This is a genomic window from Streptomyces sp. NPDC008150 (assembly GCF_042956945.1).
Lineage (GTDB): Bacteria > Actinomycetota > Actinomycetes > Streptomycetales > Streptomycetaceae > Streptomyces.
In genome coordinates this window covers 26,310-42,868 of record NZ_JBIBHJ010000026.1, presented here as the reverse complement: position 1 = coordinate 42,868, position 16,559 = coordinate 26,310, and the positions used below count along the sequence as shown (strand labels likewise).

Annotated in this window: 14 protein-coding genes, 1 pseudogene and 1 riboswitch; of the genes and pseudogenes, 6 read left to right on the top strand and 9 right to left on the bottom strand. The window is 73.7% G+C overall.

Annotated features, from left to right (window positions below):
* Positions 1–402 (top strand): annotated as a pseudogene (locus tag ACFZA0_RS37125) (2-oxoacid:ferredoxin oxidoreductase subunit beta); the annotation flags it as partial.
* Between the two features lie 65 nt (positions 403–467).
* On the opposite strand, the gene ACFZA0_RS37120 reads toward ACFZA0_RS37125, so the two are convergent.
* Positions 468–860 (bottom strand): winged helix-turn-helix transcriptional regulator, encoded by a 393-nt coding sequence (locus tag ACFZA0_RS37120; RefSeq protein WP_391025245.1) that lies wholly within the window; start codon positions 858–860, stop codon positions 468–470.
* Between the two features lie 99 nt (positions 861–959).
* On the opposite strand from ACFZA0_RS37120, the gene ACFZA0_RS37115 reads away from it, so the two are divergent.
* The 3 genes from ACFZA0_RS37115 (at position 960) to ACFZA0_RS37105 (ending at position 3,622) form a co-directional block, all read left to right on the top strand.
* A complete protein-coding gene (locus tag ACFZA0_RS37115; protein WP_391025243.1) occupies positions 960–1,820 on the top strand; it encodes an NAD(P)H-binding protein in 861 nt (286 codons plus the stop codon).
* Between the two features lie 159 nt (positions 1,821–1,979).
* The gene (gene rarD, locus ACFZA0_RS37110) at positions 1,980–3,017 is read left to right on the top strand and encodes an EamA family transporter RarD (protein WP_391025241.1); all 1,038 of its coding nucleotides are present in this window, start codon (positions 1,980–1,982) and stop codon (positions 3,015–3,017) included.
* Between the two features lie 125 nt (positions 3,018–3,142).
* Entirely contained in the window at positions 3,143–3,622 is a 480-nt protein-coding gene (locus ACFZA0_RS37105; protein ID WP_391025239.1) for a VOC family protein, read from the top strand.
* A 33-nt stretch (positions 3,623–3,655) separates the two neighbouring features.
* Here ACFZA0_RS37105 and ACFZA0_RS37100 read toward each other — a convergent pair whose 3' ends face one another.
* On the bottom strand, positions 3,656–5,236 hold the full coding sequence (locus tag ACFZA0_RS37100) for a tetratricopeptide repeat protein (protein WP_391025237.1): 1,581 nt from the start codon (positions 5,234–5,236) through the stop codon (positions 3,656–3,658).
* A 612-nt stretch (positions 5,237–5,848) separates the two neighbouring features.
* Between ACFZA0_RS37100 and ACFZA0_RS37095 the strand changes: the two genes are divergently transcribed.
* Positions 5,849–6,364: a DUF6668 family protein gene (locus tag ACFZA0_RS37095; RefSeq protein ID WP_391025251.1), complete on the top strand. Its 516-nt coding sequence runs from the start codon at positions 5,849–5,851 to the stop codon at positions 6,362–6,364.
* A gap of 57 nt (positions 6,365–6,421) precedes the next feature.
* Here ACFZA0_RS37095 and ACFZA0_RS37090 read toward each other — a convergent pair whose 3' ends face one another.
* The 4 genes from ACFZA0_RS37090 to ACFZA0_RS37075 form a co-directional block, all read right to left on the bottom strand.
* Positions 6,422–7,372, bottom strand: a complete 951-nt coding sequence (locus ACFZA0_RS37090; protein ID WP_391025235.1) for an ABC transporter permease subunit — start codon at positions 7,370–7,372, stop codon at positions 6,422–6,424.
* Complete coding sequence (locus tag ACFZA0_RS37085; protein WP_391025232.1) at positions 7,359–8,309, bottom strand: ATP-binding cassette domain-containing protein; 951 nt, start codon at positions 8,307–8,309, stop codon at positions 7,359–7,361. The genes ACFZA0_RS37090 and ACFZA0_RS37085 overlap by 14 nt, the downstream gene beginning before the upstream one ends.
* A gap of 145 nt (positions 8,310–8,454) precedes the next feature.
* A complete protein-coding gene (locus tag ACFZA0_RS37080) occupies positions 8,455–9,660 on the bottom strand; it encodes an outer membrane lipoprotein carrier protein LolA (RefSeq protein WP_391025230.1) in 1,206 nt (401 codons plus the stop codon).
* A gap of 399 nt (positions 9,661–10,059) precedes the next feature.
* On the bottom strand, positions 10,060–11,070 hold the full coding sequence (locus ACFZA0_RS37075; protein ID WP_391025228.1) for a polyprenyl synthetase family protein: 1,011 nt from the start codon (positions 11,068–11,070) through the stop codon (positions 10,060–10,062).
* A gap of 666 nt (positions 11,071–11,736) precedes the next feature.
* Positions 11,737–11,909: riboswitch (cyclic di-AMP (ydaO/yuaA leader) on the top strand.
* A 2-nt stretch (positions 11,910–11,911) separates the two neighbouring features.
* Here ACFZA0_RS37075 and ACFZA0_RS37070 point away from each other — a divergent pair.
* Positions 11,912–12,421: a transglycosylase SLT domain-containing protein gene (locus ACFZA0_RS37070; RefSeq protein ID WP_391025226.1), complete on the top strand. Its 510-nt coding sequence runs from the start codon at positions 11,912–11,914 to the stop codon at positions 12,419–12,421.
* A gap of 107 nt (positions 12,422–12,528) precedes the next feature.
* Here the strand turns inward: ACFZA0_RS37070 and ACFZA0_RS37065 are convergent, their stop codons facing one another.
* The 3 genes from ACFZA0_RS37065 to ACFZA0_RS37055 all read right to left on the bottom strand — a co-directional run bounded on the left by ACFZA0_RS37065 (position 12,529) and on the right by ACFZA0_RS37055 (position 16,448).
* Positions 12,529–13,353 carry an HAD hydrolase family protein gene (locus ACFZA0_RS37065; RefSeq protein WP_391025224.1) on the bottom strand — a complete coding sequence of 275 codons (825 nt, stop codon included), beginning with the start codon at positions 13,351–13,353 and terminating at the stop codon, positions 12,529–12,531.
* 212 nt (positions 13,354–13,565) lie between these two features.
* Positions 13,566–14,822, bottom strand: coding sequence for an NAD(P)-binding domain-containing protein (locus ACFZA0_RS37060; RefSeq protein WP_391025222.1), 1,257 nt, complete (start codon positions 14,820–14,822; stop codon positions 13,566–13,568).
* A 240-nt stretch (positions 14,823–15,062) separates the two neighbouring features.
* The gene (locus ACFZA0_RS37055; protein ID WP_391025249.1) at positions 15,063–16,448 is read right to left on the bottom strand and encodes an ATP-grasp domain-containing protein; all 1,386 of its coding nucleotides are present in this window, start codon (positions 16,446–16,448) and stop codon (positions 15,063–15,065) included.
* Positions 16,449–16,559 lie beyond the last annotated feature (111 nt).

The window sequence follows — 16,559 nt, the reverse complement described above, 5'->3', positions numbered from 1 at the left end:
GACGGCGCCTTCGACGCCCTCAAGGACAAGCAGCGGGCCGAGGAAGCCCTCATCCGCCTCGAACACGGACAGCCCATCCGCTTCGGCGCCGACGGGGCCAAGGGGGTCGTCCGCAACCAGACCACCGGCGACCTCGAAGTGGTCACCGTCACCGAGGACAACGCCTCCCGGGTCCTGGTCCACGACGCCCACGCAGAGTCGCCGACCACCGCGTTCGCGCTGTCGCGCCTGGCCGACGCGGACACCCTGCACCACACCCCCATCGGCGTCCTGCGCGCCGCCCCACGCCCGGTCTATGACGCGCTGATGAGCGACCAGCTCGACGCGGCCGTGGAGCAGCAGGGCAAGGGCGACCTCGCCGCCCTCCTCGCGGGCGGCGACACCTGGACCGTCATCGGCTGACGCCCCCACCCGGTACGGCCGGGTACGGGCCCGGCACGGCGTGCGCCGTGCCGGGCCGTACCGCGTCAGCGAGACCCCCGGGCGTCGTACGCCTCCCTGGCCGCGGCGACCTCCTCCTGGCGCCGACGCGTCCACTCCGCGAGGGACCGCACCTGCCCGGCCGCCTCGCGGCCCAGGTCCGTCAGCGAGTAGTCGACGCGGGGCGGGATCACCGGCCGGGCCTCGCGGTGCACGAGGCCGTCCCGCTCCAGGGTCTGGAGGGTCTGCGTGAGCATCTTCTCGCTGACACCGCCGATCTCGCGGCGCAGTTCGCCGGGGCGGTAGGCGCGGTCCAGCAGGCGGTCGAGGATCAGCACGCCCCAGCGGCTGGTCACGTGTTCGAGCAGCACCCGGTGCGGACAGGCCGCCAGGTTGTCGACGCCGGACGTCCGGGCTGCCCGTTCTTCGCTCACCTTCACGCCCGTACCTTACTTCAAGGTGGGTACTTTCAGAAAGTTAGTAATGGTTCTACGGTGGAGACCGTCCACCCGCATCCACCGTTTTCCCAGGAGCCCCCCATGAGCATCGTCGTCACCGGAGTCACCGGCCACCTCGGCCGTCTCGTCGTCGAGCAGTTGCTGGACGACGCCGCGGTTCCGGCGGACCAGGTGACCGCGGTCGTGCGTGACCCGGCCAGGGTCGCCGACCTCGCCGAACGCGGCGTCCGTGTCGCCGTCGCCGACTACAACGAGCCCGAGACGCTCACCGGCCTCTTCGCCGAGGGCGACAAGGTGCTGCTCGTGTCGGGCAACGAGTTCCACCGCGACCGGGTCGCCCAGCACCGCGCGGTCCTCGAAGCGGCGAAGGCGGCCGGCGTCGCGCTCTTCGCCTACACCAGCGCCCCCGGCACGCTGACCGCCGCGCTCGCGGACGACCACCGCGCCACCGAGGAGGCCGTCGTCGCCTCCGGCGTCCCGTACGTGCTGCTGCGCAACGGCTGGTACCACGAGAACTACACCGAGAACCTCGCCCCCGTCCTCGAACACGGCGCCGTCGTGCAGGCCGCGGGCGACGGCCGGGTCGCGTCCGCCTCGCGCGCCGACTACGCCGCCGCCGCGGTCGCGGTGCTGACCGGCGAGGGCCACGAGAACGCCACGTACGAACTGGGCGGCGACACCGCCTGGAGCTTCGACGAGTACACGGCCGAGCTGAGCCGTCGGACCGGCCGCGAGATCGCGTACAAGCGGGTCACCGAGGAGGAGGTCGCGGGGATCCTGACCGGCGCCGGGGTGCCCGCGCCCGTCGCCGCCGTCCTCGCCTCCGTCGACACCTCCATCGCGAAGGGTGAACTGGGCGTGGTCACCGGCGACCTGTCCCGGCTCGCGGGACGCCCCACCTCGCCGATCGCCGAGTCGATCGCCGCCGCCCTCAAGGGCTGACCGCGCCCCCGCACGCCCAACTCCCGTACGGCAAGGGGCCGTACGGGAGTCGCACCCGGCCTGTCATGACCGAATCGCGATACGGACATGACAGCCGACGCGGGCGGAGTTACGTTCGTGCACGGCTGCACCCGCGCAGCCGCGCACGAAGGAGGGGCCGTGGCCGCCAGGTCGAGGAGCGACGCGAGGGTCGGACTGCTGAACGGCTTCGCGGCCTACGGGATGTGGGGCCTCGTCCCCCTGTTCTGGCCACTGTTGAAGCCGGCCGGCGCCGCGGAGATCCTCGCCCACCGGATGGTCTGGTCGCTCGCCTTCGTCGCCGTCTCCCTGATCGTGGTGCGGCGCTGGGCGTGGGCCGGTGAACTCCTGCGCCAGCCACGGCGCCTGGCCCTCGTGACGGTCGCCGCCGCGGTGATCACCGTCAACTGGGGTGTCTACATCTGGGCGGTGAACAGCGGCCACGTCGTCGAAGCCTCGCTCGGCTACTTCATCAACCCCCTCGTGACCATCGCGATGGGCGTGCTGATCCTCAAGGAACGGCTGCGGCCCGCGCAGTGGGCGGCGGTCGGCGTCGGCCTCGCCGCCGTGGTCGTCCTGAGCGTCGGCCACGGCCGCCCGCCGTGGATCTCGCTCTGCCTGGCGTTCAGCTTCGCCACGTACGGGCTGGTGAAGAAGAAGGTCAACCTCGGCGGCGTCGAGTCGCTGGCCGCCGAGACCGCGATCCAGTTCCTGCCCGCCCTCGGCTACCTGCTGTGGCTCTCGGCGCACGGCGACGCCACGTTCGGCTCCCGGGGCGCCGGCCACGCCGCCCTGCTCGCCTCGACCGGCGTCGTCACGGCGGTGCCGCTGGTGTGCTTCGGGGCGGCCGCGATCCGCGTCCCGCTGTCGACGCTGGGGCTGTTGCAGTACCTCGCCCCGGTCTTCCAGTTCGGGCTGGGCATCCTGTACTTCCACGAGGCCATGCCGGCCGAACGCTGGGCCGGATTCGCCCTGGTCTGGCTGGCGTTGACCCTGCTCACCTGGGACGCCCTGCGCACCGCCCACCGCCGCGCTGCCCGACCGCGGCTCGCGGCGGGCCTCCCGGGGCCCGGGACCGGCACGCCCCGCGCGCCACGGCCGGCGGCGAGCACGGGTCCCGTCGGGGGCGGGGACACGGACGGCCCGGGACCCGTCGCCAACCGCGACGTGCAGGTCTGACGCCCGGCCGGGGCGCCGTAGCCCCGCGCGACCACTCGGCGCAGCCTGACGGCAGGTCAACTTCACGTGTGGTTACCGGCGGTGTCCGTTGCCCGGCCCTTCCCCCAGCAAGTATGAGTGGGGTCATGACGACGCAGACGCCATCGCCCGCCGCCGCCCCGCTGCACTGGAAGCTGGTCATCGACGCCGCCGCCCCGCACACCCAGGCCGACTTCTGGGCCGCCGCGCTCGGCTACGTGGTGGAGGACAACAGCACCCTCGTCGGGCAGTTGCTGGAACAGGGCGCCCTCCCGCCCGCCGCCGCCGTCGAGTTCCACGGGCGGCTCGCCTTCCGGGACCTGATCGCCGTGCGCCACCCCGACGACCCGTACGACGAGGCGACGGGCACCGGGCTGGGCCGGCGGCTGCTCTTCCAGCGGGTGCCGGAACCGAAGACCGCCAAGAACCGCCTCCACCTCGACCTGCACGTCGGCGCGGAACGCCGCACGGCCGAGGTCGAGCGCCTGGAGGCGCTGGGCGCCGCCCTGGTGCGGCACGTGAGGGAACCGGCCGGCGAATGGGTCGTGATGACCGACCCCGAGGGCAACGAGTTCTGCGTGCAGTGACGCCCGGGGAGCCGCCCCGGGCGGCCTCTTCCGTCAGTCGGCGGTGGGGGCGGACGCCCGGCGGGCGCGTTCGGCCAGGCGGCCCATGCGGGCGCGGGCGGACTCCAGCTCCTCGATGTCCTCGGCCGCCGGGCCGTCCTCGTCGGCGAGTTCGGTCCACAGGGCGATCAGCTCACGCCCCAGCCGCAGCCCCAGCTCCGGGTCCCGCACGGCACGCCACGCCGACGCGGCGCTCTGCACATTGCCGTACGCGGCCTCCGCGTCGCCCGTGCGCCTGCGCACGCGCACGAGGTCCAGCGACAGCCCGAGGGACCGCACCGGGTCGCCCGCCAAGTACGCGATGTACGCGCTGAGTTCGCGCAGCCGCAGCACTTCGGGGTGGTTCTCGCCAAGGGTGTGGGCCGCCTGTGCCACGGTCTGCTCGGACAGCTCGGCGGCGGCCGCGATCCGGCCCTCCTTGACGGCGTCGTTGATCAGGGCGATCGGCTCCGCGAGCAGCGCGGACACCCCTCCCTCACCCGCCAGGGACGCCGGTTCGTCGCTCAGGACCGCCTCGGCGACGGCGTCGAAGCCGCGCGCCGGGGTCGGCCTGGGGTCGGGTTCCGGTTCCAGCCCGAGGAACGCGGGCGACACGGGGTCGGCGGCCGGCCGGACCTCGCTCCGCACGGGCCCGGCCCCCGCGTCCGGTGCGGGCGACCGCGGGGCGACGTCCCGGACGGGCGCGCGGCCGGCCTCGTGGCCCGGTGCGCGGACGGTGTCCGGGACCGGCGGACGGGAGTCCATGACCGGCGGCGGCCCGAACGCGCCGAGCGGAGCCGGGGGTTGGGGCTGCGGCTGCGGCTGCGGCTGCGGCTGCGGCTGCGGCTGCGGCTGCGGCTGCGGCGAGGCTGTCCCGGGGACCGCGCGGAGCGGGAACGTCGGCACGTTCGTCCGCGCGTCGCCCTCGGGTCCTCCCGCGCCGGGCGCGGGGTCCTCGGCCGTGGCACCGTCCGCGGCCACGTCGGCCGCGGCTCCGTCGGGCGCCGCCGTGTGGTCGACCGGGACGTCGCCGGGCGGCGCGTCGTCCGACGCCGCGTCGCCCGGTCCCGGCACGGGCTCCGGTACCGCGCGCAGGGGGAACGTCGGCGCGGTCTCCCCGGTCCCGGCGGACGCCGCGCGCAGGGCGTGGGTCGCCTTGTCGCGGTGCGGCGGCAGCGGCTCGTACGGCTGCGGAAGCGGCGGCGGTGACTGGGGCCGTTCCGTCGGTCCGGACGGCTGCGGGGCCATCGGCACCGGCTCGCCCGCGAGGCTGCTCGAACCGTCGCCGTGCACCCGGAGCGGGACGACGTAGCCGATGCGCTCGTCATGGACGGTGGCCAGGACGGGTCCGCCCGTGGTGAGCGCGAGGCGTTGCAGGTGGTTCAGGACGGCGTGCTGGATCTCCTGGCCGGGCGCCGCGACGATCCCGGCACCGTCGACGGACGCGCCGGCCGCGGCCGTCCCCGGTCCCCCGGGCACCGGGACGCGGACGTCGACCGGAACACCCGCGGGCGGGGGCACGGGGGTGGACGACGGGCCCGCCGAACGCGCCGCGCGCTTCGCTTCCCGCTTGTTGTCGCGGCTGAGTCGAGACATCGGTTCCCTCAATCGGAAGCGCCGGGAAGCCGGCGGACGACGCGTGCGGGTTCCATGGTGCTCCTCCCGGCGCGAGGTTCGCGTTCCTCGGCGTCACGATGGGGTTCCTGGGGCGATGGGCCCACTGCCGAGTGTCGCCGCCCGCACGCGGTTCTCGGGTCACCGTGACGTCACAGACTCGCACCAGGAACGCCCGTCCCCACGCGGTGCCGTGCCGGGGAACGGGAAGGCTTCGGGAAGGTCGTGGAGTGCGGGACACTCGTCGCTCGCACCGCGCACGTCCTCGCGGCGGCCTCACGATTCGCACCGCGCGCGTGATGCGCGCGACACTCGTCGCTCGCGGCGGGCGCGACGGCCCGCGATGCCGCCCGGACCACCGCGGCGACCACGAGCGGCACACGGCCACGACGGCAACAGCGACAGCGACAGCGACGAAGGAGGCGGGCGGCCATGGAGCCGGACGTACGGCGGGGGCCGGAGATCTGGATCCGTGGCCCGGTGGACGCGGACGCGCACACGCGGGCGGCGGCGAACCCGCCTGCGGCGGGCACCGCGTGGCCCGAGGCCGCGGGATCCCAGGCACCGGTCCGGCACCAGACACCGGACGCGTCGATGCCGGGTTCCCCGGCGCTCCCCGCGCCCGCGCCCGGTGCCGCCGTCCCTTCCCCCGGCGGGCCGTTCGGCGCCCCGGTGCCGCACGTGTCGCCCGCCGCCCGGCGGTTCTCCTGGCTGGGCGCGCACGGCGGTGCGGGAGTGACCACGCTCGCCGCCGTGTTCGGCGGGCACGACTGCGGACGGGACTGGCCCTCCCCCGGCGATCCGCAGTCCCTGCTGCTCGTCGCCCGCACGCACGCGGCCGGTCTGGCCGCCGTGCTGCACGTCCTGGAGATCTTCCGCCGGGGCGAGGCACCGCACGGGCTGGACCTGGACGCGGTCGTCCTGGTGCCGGACGCCCCGGGACGGCTGCCCCGGCCGCTCGCCCAGCACGTACGGCTCGTCGAGTCCGTCATCGACGTCTACCGAGTGCCCTGGGTGCCCGCCTGGCGGCTGGGCGACCTCGACGGGGGCCCGCCGCGCGAGGCACAGCCACTGGCCCGCCTCACGGGCACCGCGCACCGCACACGCTGAACGGGGCCGCCGGGCAACGGAGTTGGGTCCGGTCCGCCGGGCCCGGCGCGAAGTCCGCTACGCGGTGACGTCCTTCGCCGTGAACCGCGCCCAGGCGGCCGACCCGAACACCACGGCGTACAGGGCCTGGACCCCGAGGTTGCGGACCATGTCGTGCCAGTAGACCGGGTCGCGGACCAGGTCGGCGAACGACAACCAGTAGTGGGAGAAGAAGTACGGCTGGAGCGCGTGCAGTTGGGGGATCTGGTCGAGGATCTGCACGGTGATCAGCAGGCCCACCGTCGTCGCCATCGCCGCGATGCCGCTGTTGGTGAGGGTGGAGACGAACAGGCCCAGGGCGGCGATGCCGACGAGGGACGCCGCGACGAGGACGGCGATCAGGGCCGCCCGGCCGAGGCCCTCCGCGAAGCCGATGCGGGTGCCGGAGATGGTCGTGACGTCGCCCAGCGGGAAGAGCGCGGCCCCGACCGCCAGCGCCGAACCGGCGACCACGAAGGTGGCGGTGAGGCAGAACACCATCGTGGTCGCGTACTTGACGAGCAGCAGCCGGGTGCGGCCGGCCGGGGCGACCAGCAGGTAGCGCAGCGTTCCCGCGTTCGCCTCCCCCGCGATCGCGTCCCCCGCCACGACGCCGACCGCCATGGGCAGGAAGAACGGCAGCGTCGCCGCCAGCGCGGTGAAGACCAGGAACAGGCCGTTGTTGGTGACCTGGGAGATGAACGCCGTTCCCGCGCCGCCCTGTTCACCGCCGGCCGGGGACCCGTCCCCCGTCTCGATCCTCACCGCGATGCCGACGAGCACCGGGACGGCCGCCAGCACCGCGAGGAGCGCGAGCGTGCGCCAGCGCCGGAAGGTGATCGCGAGCTCGCTGCGCAGCAGCCCGAGGGTCCACAACGGGCTTGTCCCGCGCACCGGTCGGGCCGGTCCGTCGTCCCGCGGGGCCCCGTCCGGGACGGCGGTGTCCGCCGCCGTCACCGCCGACGTCGGCCGCTCGTCATCCCGCGACATCGAAGCCCTCTCCCGTCAGTGCCACGAACGCGTCCTCCAGCGAGGCCCGTTCGACGACGAACCCCCGTACGCGGACGCCCGCCGCGACGAGGGCGGCGTTCACCTCGGCCAGGTCGCGGCCGGGCGGCGGCTCGGCGGTCAGCCGGTCGCCGGTGACGTCGACGTCGGTGGCGCCCTGCTCCTTCAGCACCCCCGCCGCCGCGCCGGCGTCGGGCGTGGTCACCACCAGGCGGCCCCGCAGGCCCTCGGCGAGGTCGGCCACGGTGCCCTGCGCCAGGAGCCGGCCCCGGGCCATGACGGCCGCGTGGGTGCAGATCTGCTCGATCTCGTCGAGCAGATGCGAGGAGAGGAAGACCGTCGTGCCGTCGGACGCCAACTCCCGTACCAGCGAACGGATCTCCCGCATGCCCTGCGGGTCGAGGCCGTTGGTCGGTTCGTCCAACACCAGCAGTCTGCGCGGCTGGAGGAGGGCCGCCGCCAGTCCGAGGCGCTGCTTCATGCCCAGCGAGTACGCCCGCGCCTTGCGCCCCGCCGCGGCGGCGAGCCCCACCCGGTCCAGCGCCGCGCCGACCCGCTCCCGGCGGGTGCGCGGATCGGCCGTCGGGTCGGCGGAGTCGTAGCGGACGAGGTTGTCGCGGCCCGAGAGGAAGCCGTACAGAGCCGGGCCCTCGATGAGCGCGCCGACCTGCGGGAGCACGGTGCGCACCGACCTCGGCACGGGACGGCCCAGCACCTGGGCGGTGCCGGATGTCGGTGCGACCAGGCCCATGAGCATGCGGATGGTGGTGGTCTTGCCGGAGCCGTTCGGCCCGAGGAAGCCGAAGACACTGCCCGCCGGGACGGTCAGGTCCAGCCCGTCCACGGCGAGTTGACCACCGCCGTAGCGCTTGGTCAGTCCCCGGGTCCGGATCGCCGGGACGGTCTGCGGTTGCCCCATCTGGCTTCCTCACTTTCCGCACCGGCGCCGACCCGCCCCGGTGACAGCCGACTCGGCCCCGCCCGCGGGGCCGTCACGGACGCGTCCCGCCCGTACGGAGTGACCGTACGGGCGGGACGACGGGCCGACTCGCGGGCGACGGCGGTCAGTTGGCCGCGTCGGCCACCTTGACCAGGGCCGCCTTGTTGACGGCGCCGACGTAGACCTTGCCGTCGTCGGTGACGAGGGCGTTGACCAGCCGGGTCGAGAAGACGGTGCCCTTGCCGAAGTCGCCGCTCACGCGGTCGCCCAAGGAGGCGAGGAATCCGCCCGGTTCACCGCCGCCGGAGCCCGAGGGCACGCCCTTGCCGCCGGTGTCGAAGGTGGCGACGGAGTTCCAGCCGGTGCCGACGACCTTGGCGCCGTCCAGTTCGTCCAGCCCGCCGCCGAGCGGGCCGCCGGACCGTTCCGCGTGGCCCTTGGCCGCACCGGCGGCCGAGTCGCCCTCGGTCACCTTCGCGCCCTTGGGCGGGGTGAAGTCGAAGGTCGACGCGGCCGGCTTCGCGAAACTGACCTTGGTGAAACCGGCGTCCACGGCGGCCGCGCCGCCACCGGCGGGCGTCAGCGTGAACTTGAGCGGTGCCCCGGTCTTCGCGTCCACCGCCACGGCGATCCGGCCGACCGTGCTGGCCCCGGACGACGCGGGCCTGATCACCAGCTTGTACGCGTCGCGTCCGGCCACCCGCTCGGTGCCGTCGACGCTCAGGGAGGTCGTCCCGTCGGCCGCCTTCAGCGCCTGGTCGGTGAGCTGCTTCGGCGTGAGCTCCGCGCCCTCGTCGCGCTGCGCGGCCGCGTCGCCGGAGACGGTGCTGTGGTACACCGTGTTCGACTTGCTGTCGTAGCCCCAGACGTTCTTGCCGTTGTGGATCAGGCTGTACTCGGCGGCGTCCTCCAGGAGCGAGACCTTCGAGCGGTCGGGGCCGTCGGCGGCGACCCTCAACGTGTGCGTGCCCGTGGCGAGTTCGGTGAGCTTGGACGTCGGGTCGGCGGAGGAGCCGCCGCCCGTCGCGTCCGCGCCGAGCGAGGACTCCAGGCCGCCGAGGTCGGGCAGGCCCAGGTCGGTGCTCACCTTCACGGTGCCGGACAGTTGCTCCACGTCGGACGCGGCGATCTTCTCGACGAGCTGCCGCGCCGTGATCTTCGGCAGGTCGGGGTCGCCGGAGGCAGCGAGCGCCGGGACCAGCCCGATGGTCGCCGCCGCCACTCCCACCACAGCGACGGGAACGACGTACCGCACCGCTCTGCCCCGCCCGGTCCGCGTGTCCTCGGTCTCGTCGGCGGTCGTGCTGTTCTCGGATTCGTACGGTGCCATGTCTGCCTTACCTCCGTCGTCGGCGGCGGCTGTCCGTCGTGTGTCCTCGCGTTCTCGTTCCCGGTCCACCCCGCGCCGCCATTCTCACCCGAATCGGTGAGGTGTGGTGTTTTCCGTGCTTCCCATCTGACCAAAACGGGCGCGGCGAATCGTCAGACCGCGGGCTCAACTCCGCGTACTGCTGCGGTATGACACGGACGGCCGCCACCGGCCCCGACCCGTAGGGGTCCGCGCGGGCCGCGCAACCGCGAGCACCGGGACGGGAGGGCCGGGCAACGGAGGGACGGGGCGAACGGGCCCGGGAAGAACGGCATCCCGCACTGTGACGCGGATCACATCACCGGGCGCGCCGCCGTGCGGGTGGTCCGGGGGCCGCCGCGCGCCGGCGCGGACGGCACGTCATCCGGCGCGGTGCACCACGGCGTCGCAGAGTTCGACCAGCGAGTCCTTCGCGTCGCACTCGGGCAGGGGCGCGAGGGCGGCGCGCGCATCCTCGGCGTACCTGACCGTGTCGCGGCGGGCCTGCTCCAGCGCGGGGTGCGCGCGCAGGGCCGTCAGCGCCTCGGCGAGCCGGGCGTCGTCGGACAGGTCGGAGTCGAGCAGCTCGCACAGCGCGGCGTCCTCGGCGAGCCCGAGCCGGGCGGCACGCTCCCGCAGCCGCAGCACCGGCAGCGTCGGCACGCCCTCGCGCAGGTCGGTGCCGGGGGTCTTGCCGGACTCGTGCGAGTCGGAGGCGATGTCCAGCACGTCGTCGGCGAGCTGGAAGGCGACGCCGAGCCGCTCGCCGTACTGGGTGAGGACGTCCACGACCGTGTCGTCGGCGCCGGACATCATCGCGCCGAAGCGGCACGCGACCGCCACCAGCGAACCCGTCTTGCCGCCCAGGACGTCGAGGTAGTGCTCGACCGGGTCACGGCCGTCCGTGGGGCCCGCGGTCTCCAGGATCTGGCCGGTGACCAGCCGTTCGAACGCCTCCGCCTGCACCCGCACCGCCTCCGGGCCGAGGTCGGCCAGGATGTACGAGGCACGGGCGAAGAGGAAGTCCCCGGTGAGGACGGCGACGGAGTTGCCCCAGCGGGTGTTCGCGCTCGGGACCCCGCGGCGCACGGCCGCCTCGTCCATCACGTCGTCGTGGTACAGCGTCGCCAGGTGGGTCAGCTCCACGACCACGGCCGACGGGACCACGCCCGGCGCGTACGGATCGCCGAACTGGGCCGCGAGCATCACGAGCAGCGGACGGAACCGCTTGCCCCCCGCGCGCACCAGGTGCTGGGCGGCCTCCGTGATGAAGGGGACCTCGCTCTTGGTGGCTTCGAGCAAACCTTCCTCGACGGCCGCCATTCCGGCCTGGACATCGGCTTCCAGAGCCTGGTCCCGCACGCTCAGCCCGAACGGCCCGACGACGGTCACGAGGGGTCTCCTGTCTGCTGACGTCTGATGACGATTACACGGTCGGTCTCAAGGTCGGTCATGCGATCGACGACATGTTTGTCGATCTGTCGCTGCCATCACTCAAGTCAGCGTATCCGGTCACGTTTCGATCACCGATAGCGCCCACGGTTACAGGCCAGGCGGTATTGGAGCACGCCGGGCATCCTTCCCATCGGCCGGTAAGAAAGGATATTTGCCGACCGCGCTTCCGCCCACCGGGAAGCCCGCCCGCCGCACCCTCTCCGCCTCCCCCTTCTACCCCCGTTCGACGTGCGCAGCGTGACACGGAGAAGGGGAGAAAGGGCAGGAGACCCCCGCCTCCCGCGCGCACGCCGATCCCGATGCCCGATTCGCACCTCTTGCGGTTCACCGCCCCTTTGGTCACTGATTGCGCTCCGGTCGCCTCCCCAGTGAGTTGGGTCACGCGGGCCGCCGGCCCCTCCGGCGCCCCACACCTCGCGTACAGGCTTGCCGCGCAAGCGAGTTGAGCGTTGGCGATCGCAAAGGATCAAGGCCGCGATACCTCCCAGAACAAGATCAATCGGACGTTGTGTGCATCGCATACTTGTTCCGGACATGCGCGGTCGCATACGTTCCCGGCCTGTCGGGCGGACGCCTAATCCTGCCGCCGCCCGGTGCCACCCATCGACCGAGACACTCACGCACGGCAGGAGCGGGGGACCCAGGTAAGTCGCCGGGTCGCACGGCACACGCCGTGACGGACCGGCTTGGGGTGAAGACGCGACCGCGAGGCCGCGACCGGGCACCTCCCAGCCCGAACCCGACAGCTCACCTCGCAGGCGCCGGAGAGGAAAACACCATGTCCCGACTGGGTCTTCGTCGTCACGCCCGAACCAACCGCATCACCCGTGCCCTGGCCATCGCCGGCACCGGTGCCGCCGTCGTCGCCGTGCCGCTGCTCGGCGCGAACACCGCCTCGGCCGCCACCACGACGTCCACCGCGACGACCGCCACCACCACCGCGGCCCTCACCGCCTCCGCCGGGTACGGCAACAACCTCGACGGCTGGATCCGCGAGTCGCTCTCGATCATGTCGCAGCAGGGCATCCCCGGTACCTACAACGGGATCTACCGCAACGTGATCCGCGAGTCGTCCGGCAACCCCCAGGCCATCAATAACTGGGACTCCAACGCCGTGGCCGGCACGCCCTCGAAGGGCCTCCTCCAGGTCATCGACCCGACCTTCCTGGCCTACCACGTGTCCGGCACCTCGTACGACCCGTACGACCCGGTCGCCAACATCACCGCGGCCTGCAAGTACGCGGCCGCCCGGTACGGCTCCATCGACAACGTGTACGGCGCGTACTGACCGTTCCGTTCCCGGCAGGGAACACGGCCGGACGGCCGGCGGGGCGGGCACGGCGGTCCCGCCCGGCCGGTCGGGCCGGCCCCGCCCGGCCGCCCCGCACGGGGTGCTCAGGCAAATATGCGATCGAGGACGACGGCGATGCCGTCGTCCTCGTTCGACGTCGTGATCTCGTCGGCCACCGCCTTGAGTTCGGGATGGGCGTTGGCCATGGCGACGCCGTGGGCGGCCCACCCGAACATGGGCACGTCGTTGGGCATGTCCCCGAAGGCCACGGCCTGCTCCGCGCGCAGTCCCAGGTGGCCGGCGGCCAGCGAGAGGCCCGTGGCCTTGGTGATGCCGCACGGCTGGAGTTCGACCATGCCCGGCCCCGACATGGTGACCGTGGCGAGCGACCCCACCACCGCGCGGGCGGCGGCGGCCAGGTCGTCGTCCGGCAGCCCGGGGCGGCGCAGCAGCACCTTGCTGATCGGCGCGCGCCACAGGTCGTCGCGCCGTCCGACCCGCACGGCGGGCAGCGTGGGATGCGGCATCGCGTACCCGGGCTCGATCAGGGTCAGCCCGTCGACCCCGTCCTGGTCCACGGCCGCGTACACCTGGCCGACCTCCGCCTCGATCTTGCCGAGCGCGGTCTCCGCCAGCTCCCGGTCCAGGGTGACCGACCACAGCAGCCGGTCCGACCCGACGTCGTAGAGCTGGGCGCCCTGCGCGCACACCGCGAGTCCGGCACCGCCGGATCCGCCCGGTCCGCCGAGGCCGTGCAGCAGCGGGCGTACGCGGGGAGCCGGCCGGCCCGTCACCACCAGGTGCCGGGCACCGGCCGCGGCGGCCCGCGCGAGCGCGGCGAGCGACCGTTCGGACACCGTGTCGTCGCCGCGCAGCAGCGTGCCGTCCAGGTCAGTGGCGATGAGGGCATATGCGGTGGGTGCGGCCATGCCCAGAGAATACGGAGACGGCGCCCCCGCGTTCCCCCTGTGAACAGGACTGACGGAACTCCCCCTGTTCCCCGCGCCCCTCCCCTATCCTGCCCTCCGCACTCACCGGGGCCCCCGTGCTCACGGCGGCCCCGGCAGCCCCACCCGCCCCACCGTTTCTGGACCTCGCGCCCGGCCCCGCGGCGGCCCCCCTCCCGGCCCTCCTCACGGCCTCAGACGTCACCGCCGTGGGCCGCCGCCAGGTGCCGGGCCAGCCGCGGCGAGGCGAACTCCGTGCCGCACACGAACCGCATCACCGGACCGTACGACGACGCCGCCGGCAGGCCCGTGAAGTACAGGCCCGGCACCGAGGAGACGTAACCCGCGCCGAGCTTCGGCGTCCCGCGGCTCACGGCGAGATCCGTCCGCAGCTCGTGCCCGAGGAAGTCCATCGCCGCGATGTCCACCCGGTACCCGGTCGCCGCGATGACGTGGTCCGCGGTCAGTTCGGCGGCCCGACCGGCCGCCGTCCGCACGGTCAGCACCGGCCTGCCCTCCCGGATGCCCGCCCCCGTGACGGCGGCGACCTCCCGCACCTCGACCGCGTCCTCGAACCGCTCCCGCAGCCACCATGCGCCGAGCGGGCCGAGGACGCGGCGCACCAGGAAGTGCCGTGTCCTTGCCGGGAGATAGCGGTACGGGTGGGGGTAGTAGCTGAGCGCCCACAGCGACCACGCCCGGCCGAAGGGCGACTCCGGGCGCAGCCTCGGCTGGCCCCACGGGGGCGCGCCGAAGGCGACCCGGCCGGTGCCCCGCGACACCACCCGGACCCGCGCCCCGGCCTCCGCCACGAGCACCGCCGTCTCCAGCGCGGACTGGCCCGCGCCCACGACGACGACGTCCTTGCCCTCGTACCGGGTCAGGTCGTGGTGCTGCGAACTGTGCGACACGGCTGCCGCCGGGCTCGGCCCGTCCGGTGCCGCGCCCGCCAGTTCGGGCGGCAGATGGGCCAGGCCCGACAGGCCCGTGGCCACCACGACGGCCCGCGCCGAGAACAACTCCCCCGAGTCCAGCTTCAGTTCGAAGCCCCCGGCCGGCCGCCTGTCGACCGACACGACCCGGACGCGTTCCAGTTCGGGCACCAGCCGCTGCTGGAACCAGTCCCCGTACCCGATGAAGGTCTCCACCGGGATGATGTCCTCGTCCGTGACCAGCCGGGGTGTGCCCACGGCGTCGCAGTAGTCGGCGAGGGTGTGCCCCGGCTGCGGTGCGTCGATGCTGGACGCGGCGGGGGTCGACTTCAGCAGCATCCCCGCGGGCATGTGGTCGCGCCAGCTCACCATGGGCTCGCCGAAGACCCGTACGGGAATGCCGCCGGCTCGCAGGTGGGCGGCGGTAGACAGGCCGAACGGGCCCGCGCCGATGACCGCCACCGGTCCGTCCGGATGTGTCCGCCGCTTCGGCTGCGTCTGACGAGTCGGTTGGTTCACGAAATCCCTCCCCGGGACGTCATGTGGTCACTTCGTGAAAGCAAAGGCCGGGGTCCCGTGCGAGCGGGGCGACGGCTCGTGGCGGAGGAGGCCGAGGCCTCGCGGCAGGAACAGGACAGGTGCGGGAGGGCGCGGGAGGCCCGGAAGGCGCGACGGGCCGGGGCCCTGCGCACGGACGGAAGCTCCAAGGTCTCGACGCGGAGGCCGAGTTGCGCGTCGGCGCGACGGCGCGACGGCGCGTCAGCCGGGCGGGGGCGGGGCCGGCCGGTCCTCCGGCCCGGCCGGGTCACCGGGTCCGGAGGGGGCACCGGGGCGGGCGGGGCCGCCCGGTCCGGAGGGTCCACTCGGTCCGGCCAGGCCGTCGGGTCCGGCCAGGCCGACCGGTCCGTCCAGGCCGGTCGCACCGCTGCGGCGCCCCGTGCGCCAGAGCTGGTAGAGGTGCTTGGCGCCCGGCCGCACGAACCGGGCGAGCATGGTGAAGAAGGGCCGCATGTCGTCGCGGGCGAACCAGGCCAGTTCCGTCCCGCTCGCCCGGACCGGCGCGTGCGGTGTCGTGTAACCGCTGCGGCGGTAGGCGAGAAGGGCGGGCAGGTCGATGTTCTCCACGACGTAGCGGTTGCCGGCCCGCTGCTCGCCCTCGGGGACGGCGCGGCCCGTCAGGTCGAGATGCATGGCGCGGACGACGTCCACCCCCGACTCGTTCTCGAAGAGCCGGAACTGGGCGCCCATGCGGGGGTTGAAGTCGAGGAGCTTGTAGCGACCGTCGCGACGGTCGAAGCGGATGTCGAGGTCGATGATGCCGGCGAAGCCGATCTGCTTGATGAAACGGGCGGCGAGGTCCGAGAGTTCCGGATTGTCGACCACGTACGCGTTCGCCGTCATTCCCGCGTGCGGCGGCCACGAACGGACCTTCACCCCGGTGAACATCGCGAGCGGCGTCGAGTCCGCGTCGAAGTACGCGTGCACGATCCAGTCCTCCGCGGACTCCCGCGGCAGGTACTCCTGGAGGATCACCCCCGGCCGTTCGCCCCAGTCACGGGCCAGCGCGAGCAGCGCCGCACGGTTCCCGATCCGGGTGGTACCCGCCACCGCCGGGCGTCTGCGCCGTACGAAGGCCTCCCGGTTCTTGGCCACCAGCGGGAAACTCGCCTTCTCCGCGAACGCGACGACGTCCTCGTACGACTCCGGGAAGGCGGCGGCCGGGCTGGGAACGCCGTGCTCACCGCACAGTTCGTGCAGTCCCTGCTTGCTGGCGAGGCGGCGCGGCAGGCCCGCGTCGACCCTCGGGAAGAGGAAGAGGTCGCCGAGTTCGTCCTGGTGCTCCGCGACGAGGACGGCCGCCTCCTCGTCGGTCGGGATCAGCAGGGTGGGTCTGCCGATGCGGCGTCCCACCCGCCGCAGCCCCTCCACCAGCCGCTCCGGGTCCTCCGTGCCCGTCGTCGGCCAGACGAACGCGCCGCGCAGATAGCGGGACAGGGCCGCCGGCGTGTAACGGTCCTCGCAGATCGCGTACATGGGCACACCGAGCCGCCCGAGGCTGCGGATCGCGCCCACACCGCCGTGGTGCAGTGGATAGTTTCCGAACTTGACGATCAGGCCCGGCACTTCACAATTGGCGCGCGGCATGCCGACGCCCTGGACGGTATGACTGGCCACGGGTTCCCCCCACGTGTACCCCGGGGACCGGATCCACCCCGTCCGAGTCCCCCAAAGGACGCTAAGCCGGAATTGACCGCT

Excerpts from the sequence above, each read along its gene's own strand:
- ACFZA0_RS37115 (WP_391025243.1), top strand. The coding sequence starts at position 960 with ATGAGCATCGTCGTCACCGGAGTCACCGGCCACCTCGGCCGTCTCGTC.
- ACFZA0_RS37105 (WP_391025239.1), top strand. The coding sequence starts at position 3,143 with ATGACGACGCAGACGCCATCGCCCGCCGCCGCCCCGCTGCACTGGAAG.
- ACFZA0_RS37100 (WP_391025237.1), bottom strand. The coding sequence starts at position 5,236 with ATGTCTCGACTCAGCCGCGACAACAAGCGGGAAGCGAAGCGCGCGGCG.
- ACFZA0_RS37095 (WP_391025251.1), top strand. The coding sequence starts at position 5,849 with ATGCCGGGTTCCCCGGCGCTCCCCGCGCCCGCGCCCGGTGCCGCCGTC.
- ACFZA0_RS37090 (WP_391025235.1), bottom strand. The coding sequence starts at position 7,372 with ATGTCGCGGGATGACGAGCGGCCGACGTCGGCGGTGACGGCGGCGGAC.
- ACFZA0_RS37085 (WP_391025232.1), bottom strand. The coding sequence starts at position 8,309 with ATGGGGCAACCGCAGACCGTCCCGGCGATCCGGACCCGGGGACTGACC.
- ACFZA0_RS37080 (WP_391025230.1), bottom strand. The coding sequence starts at position 9,660 with ATGGCACCGTACGAATCCGAGAACAGCACGACCGCCGACGAGACCGAG.
- ACFZA0_RS37070 (WP_391025226.1), top strand. The coding sequence starts at position 11,912 with ATGTCCCGACTGGGTCTTCGTCGTCACGCCCGAACCAACCGCATCACC.
- ACFZA0_RS37065 (WP_391025224.1), bottom strand. The coding sequence starts at position 13,353 with ATGGCCGCACCCACCGCATATGCCCTCATCGCCACTGACCTGGACGGC.
- ACFZA0_RS37055 (WP_391025249.1), bottom strand. The coding sequence starts at position 16,448 with ATGCCGCGCGCCAATTGTGAAGTGCCGGGCCTGATCGTCAAGTTCGGA.